Genomic DNA, 13284 nt, shown 5'->3' with positions numbered 1-13284 from the left:
CGCGTGGATGGCTTGCGAATCAAAACGCGGACTTATATGGTCTGCGTATGTCACTTTATGGCGCAAGCACCGAATACGTCCTGCACAGTCTGTTGTGGCTCGTGGAGCATCCCGAACCAGTCAGCAGTCTGGATCTGGCGGAACTTCAGGACATTCCGGCGGCATTTGTCGCCAAGCAGCTTCCGAAGCTGGAGAAAGCCGGGATTCTTGCGGCCTCCGAAGGGCTGAGGGGTGGCTACAGGCTGGCCCGCCCTCCGACGCAGATCAGCGTGCTGGACGTTGTGGACGCGGCTGAGGGCCGGAAGAGCCTTTTTAACTGTCAGGAAATTCGCGGGCGTTGCGTCCTCTTCGACGCCACGCCGCCGCAATGGGCCACGAAGGGCGTGTGCAGCATTCATGCGGCCATGCTGCGGGCCGAGCAGATCATGCGTGAGGAACTGGCGCGGACGTCTCTGGCCGATCTGGCGTCCTCTGTTCGGGACAAGGCGCCCTCTGCGTTTCTGGGAAAGGCGCAGGGATGGCTTGAGAACCGCTCCCAGACACGCCGGACCAGTAAAGTCCGGCAGCGACGGTCTGCGGATACAGAATGATGCGTCGTTTTATTGCGCTTGGAGCCTTGGCTTTGTGCGTCTGCACGTCTTCCCTTCATGCCGCGACGAAGGTCACGCCGCTTCTGGCGCATGATCTGCCGGGCATACCGGGAAAAGAAGGGGCCATGCTGACCGTCGATTATCCGCCCGGCGGGTCCGACCCGATTCACCGGCATGGCGCTTCGGTGTTCGTTTATGTGTTGCAGGGCAGTGTCGTTATGCAGGTCAGGGGCGGGAAGCCTGTGACCCTGCATCCGGGGCAGACGTTCTTTGAGGGACCGGATGATGTGCATCTCGTCGGACGCAATGCCAGCCAGACCGAGCCTGCCCGTTTTCTTGCGTTTTTCGTCAAGGACAAGGCTGCGCCGTTCGTCTTGCCCGCGAAGTAATGTCTGAAGGAAACGGATCATGAAAATTCTGCTAGCTGGGGCAAGCGGTGCTGTGGGGTGTCCTCTGATCGCGCGTCTGGTGAAAGCGGGGCATGAGGTCTGGGGGATGGTGCGTCGGGCTGAAAATGCTCCTGTCCTTCAGGAGCTTGGCGCACGGCCGGTGGTGGGGAATGCGCTGGATCGGGCGGAGATGTTCGCTCTTCTGGAGCGGGTACGGCCGGAGGCTGTGATCGATCAGTTGACGTCCCTGCCGTCCAGCCCGTTCGATCTGGCGCAGAGGTTGCCTGCGGATCGGGTGCTGCGTCTGGAGGGCGGGGGCAATCTTCATGATGCTGCCCGGGCTGTGGGTGTACGACGTTATGTGCAGCAGTCCTGCGGGTTTTACCTGAATGGTGAGGGAGCGCTTGCGACTGAAGATTCGCGGTTGAGAACGGATGCTCCCGGCGGGATCGGGGAGAGTGCGCGGATGTATGAAGCGCTGGAACAGCGCGTTCTGGGCGATGGCGTCATGGAAGGTGTCGCGCTTAGATACGGGTTTTTCTATGGGCCACGCACCTGGTACTGGCCGGATGGTGCGTTCAGCCTGCATGTCCGCAAGGGTGAGGTGCCTGTGATTGGAGTCGGGCGGGGCGTGTTTTCGTTTATCCATGTGGACGATGCGGCGCAGGCGACGGTTGCGGCTCTGAAGGCACCTGCCGGGGTCTATAACGTGGTTGATAATCAGCCGACCGCGCTGTCTCGATGGTTGCCAGCCTATGCGGCGTGGGTTGGGGCCGATGCTCCGCCGCATGTGGATGAGGCCGATACTGTCAGGCATGGCGGAGAAGAGAGCGTCTATTATCAGAACAGTCTGAGCGGGGCCTGTAATCGTAAGGCGAAGGCGCTTCTCGGACTTGAGCCAGCGAGAGTGCCTTGGTTGAACGTCTGACATCACGTTTTCTCGAGGCGCATGGACTTCCGGTGCGGCAGAGGCATGCTGGTCTCCCGGCCGTGGCTCTTTGTGCATTGCTTCGGCTTTTCCACAGGCATCAGCATGAAGGAATGAGCCCATGTCGTTTGGAAATCGTGCCTTTCAGGCCCTGACACGTTATGCGCTGGCGTATCAGCAGGATGAGTGGGGCTGGGAGATCGGCCCACACACTTATGGCGTCCCCACTGTTCTGGAAGCCGGAGAGGCCGGGCTGCGGATTGGCGACTACTGTTCGATCGGCCCCGGTGTCACGATCATTCTGGGGAATCACCGGGCCGATCTGGTCAGCACCTATCCGTTCAAAACGCTCTCGCATTTCTGGCCTGCTGCCGAAGAGGGGCAATACGATCACTCCAGCAAGGGAGAGGTCGCGATCGGCAATGACGTCTGGATTGGAGCGCAGGCTACGGTCATGTCTGGCGTGACGATTGGTGACGGTGCCGTGATTGCCGCGCAAGCGCTCGTGACGAAATCGGTGCCGCCTTATGCGATTGTGGGGGGTAATCCGGCAAAAGTGATCCGATACCGGTTTCCCGAAAGCATCATTGCGCGGCTTCTGGCGCTGGCCTGGTGGGAATGGCCGGAAACTCTGGTGAAAGAGCGCTGCGGAGCGCTGATGAGCGACGATATCGAGGCGTTTTTGGCGCTTTATGAAAATGGTCAGAACGGCTCTGAAGACGGCTGATCCTGATTTGGTGAGCGGCGGGCCGCTTCATCGGGTGTCGGGGGTGCGCTATGACTTTCCGCAGCTGTCGGGCAGGAACCATTCCGGGCATCGGCGCGATTGGACTGTGTCGGGAAACGTACTGCGAGGCGGGGTGATCCGTGGGGTCCTTCGGGAGCGGTGACGGTTTTCCTGTATCGAAGGGGATCTTGATGAGCACCGCAGACAAGATGATGTCACAGATGGCCGACAAAGGCGGGTTTATTGCCGCTCTGGATCAGAGTGGCGGTTCCACGCCGGGCGCGCTGAAGCAGTATGGCATTGCCGAGAGCGAATATTCGGACGAAAGCCAGATGTTCGCGCTTATGCACGACATGCGGGTCCGGATCATCACGGCGCCTTCCTTTACGGGCGACAAGGTGATCGGGGCCATTCTGTTCGAGCGCACGATGGACGGCGACGTGAACGGTGAACCTGTTCCGGCCTATCTGTGGCGCGAACGGGGCGTTGTGCCGTTTGTGAAGATCGACAAGGGGCTGGAGGCGGAAGCGGACGGCGTTCAGCTTATGAAGCCGATGCCCGATCTGGACGCCCTGCTGGCGCGTGCGGCCAAGCTGGGCGTTTATGGAACGAAAGAACGTTCAACGATTCGCCTGCCCTCCGAAAGCGGCATCCGGGCCATTGTCCGCCAGCAGTTCGCGGTGGCGGAGCAGGTTCGTAAACATGGGCTGGTGCCCATTCTGGAGCCGGAAGTGCTCATCAAGAGCCCGGACAAGGCAGCTTGTGAGCAGCTTTTGCATGATTACGTCCTCGAAGAGCTGCAAAAGCTGCCCGAAGACGCCCGGATCATGCTGAAGGTCACGATCCCGGAAATTGCGGATCTCTATGACGATATTGCGCGTGATCCGCGGATGGTGCGGGTTGTGGCGCTGTCAGGGGGCTATCCGCTGGATCAGGCCTGCGAGAAGCTGCGGCACAATCACCGGATGATTGCGAGCTTCTCCCGCGCGCTGATCGGTGATCTGCGGCATCAGATGGATGATGCACAGTTCGATGTGGCGCTCGGAGAGGTGATCGGGGAAATTTATGACGCTTCGGTCCATAAGGCCTGAAGCTTGGTTCGGACGTCAGGAAATGCTGGCGTCCGCTTTATTCCACCAGCACTGTTCCGGGGGCCTTGAGACGGCGGGCAGGTAATGCTGTGGGTTGCCGCCGAGGCGTACGGTGTTGGTGGGAGTTTCTTCCAGTTCGATTTCATGAACGCGCAGGATGTCGCCCTGATCCGCGAGAATGGCGGTCAGCTTGGCGAGCATGAGGGCTGCCATCAGTTCCGTTGTCGGGTCGCCGGGCGTGACGACGATCCGGCTGGCGCGTTCGGGTTCATTGGCGCGGAACCATGCGAGCAGCGGGTCTGTTTCCGAAAGCTGGAGCGCGTGATCAAGGTTGTTGTCCACGAAATGGTGCCAGCGTGTCTTGGCTTCGGCGAAGGGCAGGATCATGTTCGCGTGGCCGTCCAGCCGGGTCTGTTTGGCCGGGCGGAGCGTGACGCGGACATATTCGTTATGGCCATGCGGGATGGCGCAGCGTTCGCTTGATCCGGCAATGAGCCGGTGTCCCATACAGAAACGTCGGGTGAAGACGAGTTCGGCGGTCATACGGCGCCTCCGTGGCGGCTCTGCTGGTAGCGGCGCCATCCGTCGGCCCGCAGATTGCAGGCCGGGCAGGTGCCGCAGCCATAGCCCCAGTCATGCTGATGGGTGCGGTCGCCCATGTAGCAGGAATGGCTGTCCCGGTTGATCAGGTCCACGAGGGGCTGGCCGCCGAGTTGCTCGGTCAGGTCCCATGTCTGGGCTTTGTCGATCCACATCAGCGGCGTGTGCAGCACGAAACGCTGGTCCATGCCGAGGTTCAGGGCGACCTGAAGGGCCTTGATTGTGTCGTCGCGGCAGTCTGGGTAGCCGGAATAGTCGGTTTCGCAGACGCCGGTGACGATGTGGCGCGCATTGCGGCGGACGGCGAGGGCGGCGGCGAAGGTCAGGAAAATGATGTTGCGGCCCGGCACGAACGTGTTGGGCAGACCGTTTTCGCTCAGTCCGATCTCGGCTTCACGGGTCAGGGCCGTTTCGGACAGCGCACCGAGGGAGGCGAGGTCGATCGTGTGATCGTCGCCGAGGCGTGCTTTCCATTCCGGCGAAAACGCGGCCATTTGCTCGCGCAGGGTGTCGCGGCATTCGAGTTCGATGGCGTGGCGCTGTCCGTAGGCGTATCCGACCGTCTCGACGCGGTCGAAACGGGAGAGGGCCCAGGCGAGGCAGGTTGCGGAATCCTGCCCGCCGGAGAACAGGACGAGCGCGGTGTTGCTGCTGATAGCCGTGTTCGTGCTCATGGTCAGGGGATTCCGATCAGCTTGTGTGTCTGGAGCGACAGGCGCCAGCGCGGGTGGCGCAGACAGTAGGCGACGGCGGCCTGTGTGTTGGCGATGCGGTCGGGGCCGTCCATGGGCTGAAGCCAGAAATGGCGAAAGGAGAGATGTTCGAACAGTTCGGGCGGCAGCTCCGGCTGGGGGTAGATCAGCTTGAGTTCCGCGCCTTCGGTCTGGATGAGCGTGCTGTTCGGCTTGGGGCTGACGCAGACCCAGTCGATTCCGGCAGGGGCTGCGATCGTGCCGTTGGTTTCCACGGCGATTTCAAAACCCTGAGCCTTCACGGCGGCGATCAGCGAATCATCAAGCTGGAGCAGAGGTTCGCCGCCGGTGAAAACGACATAGCGGCGACCGCTGTCATCGGCTGTGCCGGTCCAGCAGGCCGCGATGGTGGCGGCCAGAGCCTCGGCGGTGTCGAAGCGGCCACCGCCTTCGCCATTCGTCCCGATGAAATCGGTATCGCAGAACGTACAGGCGGCCGTGGCGCGATCCTGTTCGCGGCCCGACCACAGGTTGCAGCCCGCGAACCGGCAGAACACCGAGGCACGGCCTGTCTGTGCACCCTCGCCCTGGAGGGTCACGAACATTTCCTTCACAGCATAAGACATGACCGCAGCATGTCGGCGAGGATGGCGCAGGATGCAAGGGAAATCATCATGTCGGGCTGAAGGTGTTCTGCGAAGTGGGATGTTTCGCGGGCAAGGGGGATGGGCAGCGCCTGCTTTCATGGTAGGGAAGGCGCATGGAAGACATGAATGCCCGTTCTCCTGTTCTGACCCTTGAGCCCCTGCGGGGCTGGGGGCTCGTCCGCGCCGCGTGGAGCGATCTGCAGGCGGGCCTGCGGCTGTTGCCGCTGGCCGTGACGCTCGGCTGGCTGGATATCAAGATGCGATATCGCGGCTCCATTCTGGGGCCGCTGTGGCTGACGCTGTCTACGGCTGTCATGATCGGCGCGATGGGCGTGGTGTACGGCTATCTCTTTCATATGGATCTGAAAGCCTATCTGCCGTTTTTGTCACTTTCGATCGTGCTGTGGGGATATGGCGGGACTGTTGTCAACGACGCAGGGACTGTCTTTACGCAAAACACGTCCCTGTTTCATGCGATGCGGATTCCGGCCAGTCTGCCGGTGATGCAGGTGATTGTCAGGAATTTTCTGATCCTGCTTCACAACATGGTCGTCGTCGTCATCGTGTTTGCGGCCTTCCGTGTCTGGCCGCAGCAGATCTGGAGCCTGCTGTTCAGTCTGCCGCTCTGGATCGTGGACAGTTTCTGCGTCATTCTGTTGATCGGGATGTTGGGCGCGCGGTTTCGGGACATTGCGCCCATCGTGGCGTCTCTGATGCAGATTTTCTTTTTCGTGACGCCGGTGATCTGGAAGCCGGAACTGATCACGACCGGACGGCACTATCTGTTGCTTGATCCGTTTTATCCGCTGCTTGAAATCGTGCGTGCGCCGCTTCTGGGCCAGACGGTGGAGTCCATCGTCTGGGAAGCGGCTCTCGGGCACAGTGTGCTTCTGTGGCTTCTGGCGGCCATTCTGTTCTGCCGGATGCGCTCGCGCATTCCTTACTGGATCTGATCTGATGCCCGGGATTGTTGTTGATCGCCTCTGTATCGATTTTCCGCTGTATCATGGGCAGAGCCGCTCCCTGAAGCGGCAGGTCGGCAAAACGCTGGCCCGGTTTGCGCCATCATCCCCCTCGGCTCATCTGATGCATGATCTGCGGGAGCGCACGATCGTGAGCGTGCTGCGGGAGATCAGTTTCACGCTGAATTCTGGCGAGCGGCTGGGGTTGATCGGCAGTAACGGTGCCGGAAAAACCACATTGTTGCGTGCGCTTGCGGGCATTTACGAACCTGTTGCGGGACGCGTACAGCTTGATGGAACGATGCGGACGCTGCTGGACAGCAGTCTGGGCATGAATCCCGAACTGACGGGGCGTGAAAACATTCGCCTCAAGGGACGCTATGAGGGGCTCTCACGCCAGCAGATTGAGCGGATCGAGCAGGACGTGCAGGATTTTGCCGAACTCGGCCCTTATATGGATATGCCGATGAAGGTTTATAGTGCGGGCATGAGTGTCCGGCTGGCCTTTGGTCTGGCAACAGCGTCTTCTCCGCAGATCCTGCTGATGGATGAATGGTTTCTCGCGGGAGACGGGGTGTTCATGAACAAGGCCAAGGCGCGCCTTGAGGAACTCGTCCAACAGGCAGAAATCCTTGTGTTGTCCACGCACCAGCCCAAGATCATGCGGCAATGGTGTACGCGCGTCATCTGGCTTGAGAACGGACATATCCGCATGGACGGCACACCAGACGAGGTTCTGGACGTTTATCTGGAAGAGGCGGGCTGAGGACCCGTCTCAGCCGCCTGTACCGAACCGGGTGAGCGCCCATGTCGTACAGAGATACAGAACGATCGTCAGCGCGCATCCTGCCAATAGGGCGAACCAGAACGGCAGCCCTGCCCGGAGCAGTCGCGGAATCAGCAGAAACATGGGTAGCGAGGGAAGTACATACCAGAATGTCGCTTCCGCATGACGGCTCATGACGATGCGGTCCGGCTTTTCCAGCCAGAGCCAGATCATGCCCAGGACCGATACGAGCGGCAGGGACGCAATCAGCGCACCAAAGCCGGGATAGCGCCGCGCAATGCTGGAGGCGGCGGCGATCAGGAGCCCTGAAATCAGGCATTTCAGAATGAAGAACAGCATAGTCTTCCCTAAAATCGGGCAGTGGCTTCTTCAGAGTTTTTTTGGAGAATGCGGCCAACTCCATAAGAGGAGTGGCGCGAGTGACGGGGCTCGAACCCGCGACCTCCGGCGTGACAGGCCGGCGCTCTAACCAACTGAGCTACACCCGCAGAGACACTTTTCAGTGTCTTGGGACCTTCCGTCTGGAAGCTGTTTGGCTTCCTCTTGGTCGGTGGCGGTGATGTATCAGCCTGCCTGTGGGGTGACAAGAGGGTTTTTTCAAAAAAAAGCCTTTTGGATCAAAAAACTGCCTTGCCGGGCAATGAGGGGACGTGTCCTGTGTAACGGAACGATACAGGCGGGAGGGCCTCATGGCGTTGGGACGACTGGGTGCATTGCTGCTATTGGCGGGCGCTCTGGCTGGTTGCGAAACAGGACCGCGACAATGCAAGCTGATTACGAGCGGGGATATGTTGGTTCTGAATGAGTGGGGTAGCCCTGTCGTACGCGCGGCGATCAATGGGCATCCCGTCGCTCTTATCGTTGATACGGGGGCTTTCTCTACGACGGTTGGACAGAGTTTTGTCGAACCCCTCGGTCTGAACGAGACAGGAACAACGATAGTGGTTCGTGGTGTCGGAGGCCAGGACTATGGGCGCGTTGTGATGATCGACACGCTGGACATGGGGAGTTCCAAAGCGACCAACATCGCGGTCGCTGGTGCGGGAAAGTTTGTCGGAAAGGTTGCGGGGCTTCCAGTCGTGGGGCTGTTCGGACGTGATTTCCTCGGGCGTTACGATACGATCGTAGATATGCCTTCACACCGGGTGCGGCTGGTCGAAACCCAAGACTGTGATACCCCCACGCCTGGATGGGAGGGGCGTGTCCATAGCGTTCCGATCAGTCACATCTACAATGAGGGGCATAAGGCCACTCTGGAAATCAACCTGAACGGTCACCCAACCGATGCGACACTGGATACAGGAGCCGCAACAACCTTCGTCAGTCTGGATGCGGCCCGGGCGGCGGGTGTGACGCGTGCCATGCTGGAAAAAGACCCTGTTTCAGTTGGATATGGGCTGACACGGGACCCGGTGAAAAATTATCTTCATCATTTTGACAGCCTTAAGGTGGGCGATATCATTTTTCGGGATGTTTCTCTAAAGGTGGGGGAAGGACTGTCCGATACGGATGCACTTCTTGGTGCGGATGTTCTGAAGCATTACCGGATCTGGATTCCTCGGTATGGCAACAGGATGTTCGTGCAGCACGATGTCGACATTCCTGCTTCCCCTCAATGAGATTGTCTGAAGAGGCATTAACGGAGTTTCAATCAACTGTTCTCTAGGAAGGAGAGCATCTGGTCGGCTGCTTGTGGTCGATGTGGTGTGATCTGTGTTTCTGGAGGCAGCCTCGCATGTCCGACATACGCTCTTTTCCCATGCAAGGAAGTTTCCTGCTTCGTCGGCGGTTGCTTCTGGCATTTGCCATTCCGGTGGCCGTCGGGATCTGCGGGCTGATTTGGGAACTGCAGGCGAACACTGTTTCTGTCAGGCAGTTGGTTTTTCCTGAAATTGCGCTTCTTGGACTGTTTGCCGTCTCAGGAATGGTTGCGTTCTTTTGGGTTGGTGCGCGCGGCGATGCCCTGACTGAGGCTATCCGGCAACTGGCCGCACAAGGAACTCTGCCTCAAGATGCGAGTGAGGGCAGTTTGGTCCGGTTGCAGGTCATGCTGGGTGAGGCGCGCACGAATTCTGAGAAAAGTGAGGTTCTGGCATCGCAGGCGCAGTCTGCTCTTGCAGCCGTTCGGATCGAAGCTGAAGACGCACGTCAGTCAGCCAAGCAGGAGGCTGCCGAGCATGAGCGGGTGATTGAGGTTCTTGGAAACGCCATGGCGAATCTGCGTGATGGCGAACTGGGATTTCGCCTCGAAGAGGCATTGCCTGCCCGTTACGACCGGCTGCGACAGGACTTTAACGAAACGGCGTTAAGCCTTCAGAAAGTGATGGTTTCGCTGAACGACAGCATTTCGACGATTTCATCGGGGTCTGCCGAAATTGCATCAGCGGCAGATGATCTGGCGCGTCGTACGGAACTTCAGGTTGCGCGTCTTGAAGAAACGACAATTTCTGTTGGAAACGTAACGGAAACCGTTCGCAAGACGGCTGCGGCCTCGATTCATGCGAGCGAAGTCGCCAGTCAGACGCGTGATCGTGCAGAAAGGTCGGGAGAAGTGATGATGGCGGCTACGGCTGCCATGCAGGACATCCAGAAATCATCCATCCACATCGCACAGATTCTCGGGTTGATCGACGATATTGCTTTTCAGACAAACCTTCTGGCTCTGAATGCTGGCGTCGAGGCTGCCAGAGCGGGGGATGCGGGCAAGGGATTTGCGGTCGTCGCGGCTGAGGTTCGTGCGTTGGCGCAACGATCAGCGGATGCGGCCAAGGAAATCAAAGGGCTGATTACCTCCAGCACACAGCAGGTCAGTCGCGGCAGTTCTCTGGTGGAGGAGACGGGTGTCGCGATGAAATCCATTGTGGAAAATGTCAGTGAGATCAGTGTTCTGATCGGGGAAATTGCTACGGCGGCACGGAGTCAGGCGAATGATCTTTCTGAAATCAGCGTTGCTGTCAGTCAGATGGATCAGAATACCCAACAGAATGCGGCCATGGTCGAAGAAGCCACGGCTGCCAGTCATAATCTGAGCGCGGAAGCCAAGGAGCTCGTAGGAAGCCTCCAGCGGTTTCACTTGCAGGATTATGGTGATGATCCGTTTGGCTTGGCAAAAGAAGACTCCATTCTGCCATCTGCCACCACGCAGTGGGGAGAAAGTCCTTTTCAGACGTCTGACGAAGGCTGGGAGGAATTCCGGTAATGGAAGCCCTCATTCTTCCTGAAATATTGGATACCAGATATGCGGTTCCGTTTTCAGAACTTCTGAAAAAACAGGAGGGTGCTTTTCTTTTGGATGGAGAGAGTGTGCAGCGTGTTGGGGGACTCTGCTTTCAATTGCTGGTCTCCGCGTTTGCGACTGCGCAGACGCTGGGCACGTCTTTTGAAATCAGAAACGTCTCCGATGAAATGAAAGAAAACCTCGCCCTGCTTGGCGGAGATTTTCTTCTCAAAGGGGAAGGCACAGCATGAATATTCTGGTTGTCGATGATTCCAGAACCATGCGGGATCTGGTCAGTCGTGAGCTTCGCGGAGGCGGATACGACGTCGAAACGGCCGAAGACGGCGTGAATGCTCTGGAAAAGATCAAGGGATTTTCACCTGCCGTTATCATCACGGATCTGAACATGCCGCGTATGAACGGGCTGGAATTGACCCAGACCCTGCGTACTCAGGATGAAACGAAGTTTGTTCCGATCATTTTTCTGACGACGGAATCCGGTGACGAGCTCCGGCGCGCTGCACGCGAGGCCGGAGCGACAGGATGGATCGTCAAACCGTTTGACGGTTCTAAACTGCTTGCAGCAGTCAGGCGGGTCAGCGCATGAGTGCGACAGAGTTTACGGATGATATGGATGCCATCCGACAGATTTTCTTTGACGAGTGCGACGAACAGCTCGCTCTGCTTGAAGAAGAACTGACGACGCTGAGTGATGAACCGGAAGACAAAGAAAAGATCAACACGATCTTCCGGTGCGTTCATTCCATCAAAGGCGGAGCAGCGGCCTTTGGGATGGAGGAACTGGTAAAATTCTCCCATCTTTTTGAGAGTGTGCTTGACCTGTTTCGGTCAGGGGCCTTGTCCGTCACAACTGAGAGCATCGCGACGTTTTTAAAGTGTAAGGATGTTCTGTGCGATATCGTTGCAGCTTTTAAAAATGAAGGGGCGGCCTGTGAGGTTGGCCCCGATATAGTGGCTGAACTGGAGCGATATCCTCATTCAGGGGCGCCCGAACCGGAGCCGTCCCCCAAGGATGTGGAGATGGATGACATCTTCGGGATGGCATTTGCGCCAGTCCAAATTAAAATCGAGGCACTGGTCGACCAGCAGTTTTCAATTTCCCTGAGAGTAACGACTGAGTTTTACGAACGCGGCGATGATGTCCGGAATATTCTGATCGCATTGAAGGAACTGGGGACGCTTCAGATTGAGGTGAATACTGACGCGGTTCCACTGATTGGCGATATTTCACCTGAACGGAGTTATCTGACGTGGAATCTCCTGCTGGCAACGCAGAAGTCGCGTGGTGACGTCGAGGAAATTTTCGAATGGTCCGGAGACGATCTTCAAGCGACGGTTACGCTCATAGCTGACAATGTTACTGACGGTCCCGCGTCTCTGCCTGTGGCGGTCGAAGAAAAAATAGACCTTCAAATCAAGAAGCCTACTGAGCGCAAGGAGTCTGCGACTGTCCGTGTCGACATACAGCGGATCGACAAGCTGGTCGATCTGATTGGGGAGCTGGTGATCAATCAGGGCGCCATTCAATCACAGATGAGGCGTAACAAGGTTCATGGAGATTCTGTTCTGGGAAATGTCGTGACGGCACAAGAGCAGCTTATTCACGAGCTTCAGGAAAACGTCATCACCATGCGGGCCTATCCGATCAAAACCGTTTTCCAGAAGCTGGGCCGGGTTGTCCGAGAGACGGCAAGGCTTACGGAAAAGCAGGTTCGGCTTGTGCTGGAGGGAGAAGACACCGAGGTGGATCGTTCCATTCTCGAAAAGCTGTCCGACCCTCTGACGCATATGCTCCGTAATGCGATTGATCATGGTATCGAAAGTCCCCAGGCCAGATCGCTGGCTGGCAAGGATCCGGAAGGGCTGCTCAGACTTCGGGCGTTTCAGCGATCGGGGCGGATCATTGTGGAAATTCAGGATGATGGCGCTGGTCTGGATGCCGACAGGATTTACGAAAAAGCGGTTGAAAAAAAGATTATTGAAAGAGGTCAAAGACTGGATCTGGAAGAAATTTATTCCCTGATTTTTGAGCCGGGTTTCTCCACTGTCGCGGAAGTCACCGATGTTTCGGGGCGCGGCGTGGGAATGGACGTGGTTAAGCAGAGTCTTCAGCAGATCAACGGGAGGATTTTTATTAGTTCAGCTAAAGGAAAGGGGACGACGTTTTCGATTTCACTGCCGTTTACGTTATCAGTGATTGAAGGAATTATTTTCAAGGCTGAAGGGCAGGATTTTGTAATTCCGGTCAATAATGTCCTTGAGACAATCATATTCGATGCAAAAAAAGCGTTTCATGTTGGAGAAGGGAAATACGGATATCCTTATCGAGACGGTTATTTATCCGTTATTTATGCCTCTGATATTATTGGAACGTCTTCTGATGGAGTAAATCAGAAAATATGCTTTGTTGTAGAAAATGAAAACGAAGAAAAACTTGCATTTATTGTTGATAAAATCATTGATCATTCAAGATTCGTAGTCAAAAATCTTGAAGATAACTACAGAAAAATCGCCTGTTTTTCGACGGCGACCATTCTTGGGGATGGGAACGTGGCATTTATTCTGGACGTTGAATTTCTCTTTGGTGAGCTTCTGAAAAAACGGGAAGGTTCGTTGGAGGAAAGGGTATGATC

At 57.2% G+C, this 13284-nt stretch carries 16 protein-coding genes and 1 tRNA gene; 12 read left to right on the top strand and 5 right to left on the bottom strand.

The genetic code is table 11. The features are described 5' to 3' along the window. Positions 1–47 precede the first annotated feature (47 nt). The 5 genes from GKO01_RS05665 to GKO01_RS05645 all read left to right on the top strand — a co-directional run bounded on the left by GKO01_RS05665 (position 48) and on the right by GKO01_RS05645 (position 3725). Positions 48–590: an RrF2 family transcriptional regulator gene (locus GKO01_RS05665; RefSeq protein ID WP_099286182.1), complete on the top strand. Its 543-nt coding sequence runs from the start codon at positions 48–50 to the stop codon at positions 588–590. Further along, entirely contained in the window at positions 587–979 is a 393-nt protein-coding gene (locus GKO01_RS05660) for a cupin domain-containing protein (RefSeq protein WP_228125397.1), read from the top strand. The genes GKO01_RS05665 and GKO01_RS05660 overlap by 4 nt, the downstream gene beginning before the upstream one ends. Positions 980–998: 19 nt before the next feature. After that, entirely contained in the window at positions 999–1907 is a 909-nt protein-coding gene (locus GKO01_RS05655; RefSeq protein WP_099286181.1) for an NAD-dependent epimerase/dehydratase family protein, read from the top strand. Positions 1908–2028: 121 nt separating this feature from the next. Further along, positions 2029–2634 (top strand): CatB-related O-acetyltransferase, encoded by a 606-nt coding sequence (locus GKO01_RS05650; protein ID WP_099286180.1) that lies wholly within the window; start codon positions 2029–2031, stop codon positions 2632–2634. Between the two features lie 191 nt (positions 2635–2825). Further along, positions 2826–3725, top strand: a complete 900-nt coding sequence (locus GKO01_RS05645; RefSeq protein WP_099286179.1) for a fructose bisphosphate aldolase — start codon at positions 2826–2828, stop codon at positions 3723–3725. Between the two features lie 15 nt (positions 3726–3740). Here the strand turns inward: GKO01_RS05645 and GKO01_RS05640 are convergent, their stop codons facing one another. From GKO01_RS05640 to queE, 3 genes are read right to left on the bottom strand one after another with little or no spacing between them, the layout of a single operon-like run. Next, the gene (locus GKO01_RS05640) at positions 3741–4268 is read right to left on the bottom strand and encodes a 6-carboxytetrahydropterin synthase (RefSeq protein WP_099286178.1); all 528 of its coding nucleotides are present in this window, start codon (positions 4266–4268) and stop codon (positions 3741–3743) included. Continuing rightward, positions 4265–4999 (bottom strand): 7-cyano-7-deazaguanine synthase QueC, encoded by a 735-nt coding sequence (queC, locus tag GKO01_RS05635; protein WP_099286177.1) that lies wholly within the window; start codon positions 4997–4999, stop codon positions 4265–4267. Before queC ends, GKO01_RS05640 begins: the two co-directional genes overlap by 4 nt. Positions 5000–5001: 2 nt before the next feature. Next, the gene (queE, locus tag GKO01_RS05630; RefSeq protein WP_099286176.1) at positions 5002–5643 is read right to left on the bottom strand and encodes a 7-carboxy-7-deazaguanine synthase; all 642 of its coding nucleotides are present in this window, start codon (positions 5641–5643) and stop codon (positions 5002–5004) included. Between the two features lie 134 nt (positions 5644–5777). Between queE and GKO01_RS05625 the strand changes: the two genes are divergently transcribed. Both GKO01_RS05625 and GKO01_RS05620 read left to right on the top strand, forming a co-directional pair. After that, positions 5778–6617 carry an ABC transporter permease gene (locus GKO01_RS05625; RefSeq protein WP_099286175.1) on the top strand — a complete coding sequence of 280 codons (840 nt, stop codon included), beginning with the start codon at positions 5778–5780 and terminating at the stop codon, positions 6615–6617. Positions 6618–6621: 4 nt separating this feature from the next. Beyond that, the gene (locus tag GKO01_RS05620) at positions 6622–7392 is read left to right on the top strand and encodes an ABC transporter ATP-binding protein (protein WP_099286174.1); all 771 of its coding nucleotides are present in this window, start codon (positions 6622–6624) and stop codon (positions 7390–7392) included. A gap of 9 nt (positions 7393–7401) precedes the next feature. On the opposite strand, the gene GKO01_RS05615 is transcribed toward GKO01_RS05620, so the two are convergent. Together GKO01_RS05615 and GKO01_RS05610 are read right to left on the bottom strand one after the other, a co-directional pair. Then, a complete protein-coding gene (locus tag GKO01_RS05615) occupies positions 7402–7752 on the bottom strand; it encodes a DUF3147 family protein (RefSeq protein WP_099286173.1) in 351 nt (116 codons plus the stop codon). A 72-nt stretch (positions 7753–7824) separates the two neighbouring features. Next, a tRNA-Asp gene (locus GKO01_RS05610) sits at positions 7825–7901 on the bottom strand. Between the two features lie 201 nt (positions 7902–8102). Here GKO01_RS05610 and GKO01_RS05605 point away from each other — a divergent pair. From GKO01_RS05605 to GKO01_RS05585, 5 genes are all read left to right on the top strand, one after another. Continuing rightward, positions 8103–9032, top strand: a complete 930-nt coding sequence (locus GKO01_RS05605; protein ID WP_099286172.1) for a retroviral-like aspartic protease family protein — start codon at positions 8103–8105, stop codon at positions 9030–9032. Between the two features lie 116 nt (positions 9033–9148). Next, positions 9149–10612, top strand: coding sequence for a methyl-accepting chemotaxis protein (locus GKO01_RS05600; RefSeq protein WP_099286171.1), 1464 nt, complete (start codon positions 9149–9151; stop codon positions 10610–10612). After that, positions 10612–10881, top strand: a complete 270-nt coding sequence (locus tag GKO01_RS05595) for an STAS domain-containing protein (RefSeq protein WP_099286170.1) — start codon at positions 10612–10614, stop codon at positions 10879–10881. The genes GKO01_RS05600 and GKO01_RS05595 overlap by 1 nt, the downstream gene beginning before the upstream one ends. After that, complete coding sequence (locus tag GKO01_RS05590; protein WP_099286169.1) at positions 10878–11237, top strand: response regulator; 360 nt, start codon at positions 10878–10880, stop codon at positions 11235–11237. The genes GKO01_RS05595 and GKO01_RS05590 overlap by 4 nt, the downstream gene beginning before the upstream one ends. Next, positions 11234–13282, top strand: a complete 2049-nt coding sequence (locus GKO01_RS05585) for a chemotaxis protein CheA (RefSeq protein WP_099286168.1) — start codon at positions 11234–11236, stop codon at positions 13280–13282. Before GKO01_RS05590 ends, GKO01_RS05585 begins: the two co-directional genes overlap by 4 nt. The last annotated feature ends 2 nt before the right edge of the window (positions 13283–13284 follow it).

The sequence above is a fragment of the Gluconobacter kondonii genome, assembly GCF_002723995.1.
Lineage (GTDB): Bacteria > Pseudomonadota > Alphaproteobacteria > Acetobacterales > Acetobacteraceae > Gluconobacter > Gluconobacter kondonii.
Note: the sequence above shows the minus strand (reverse complement) of the source record. Positions and strands in the feature narration are given on the sequence as shown.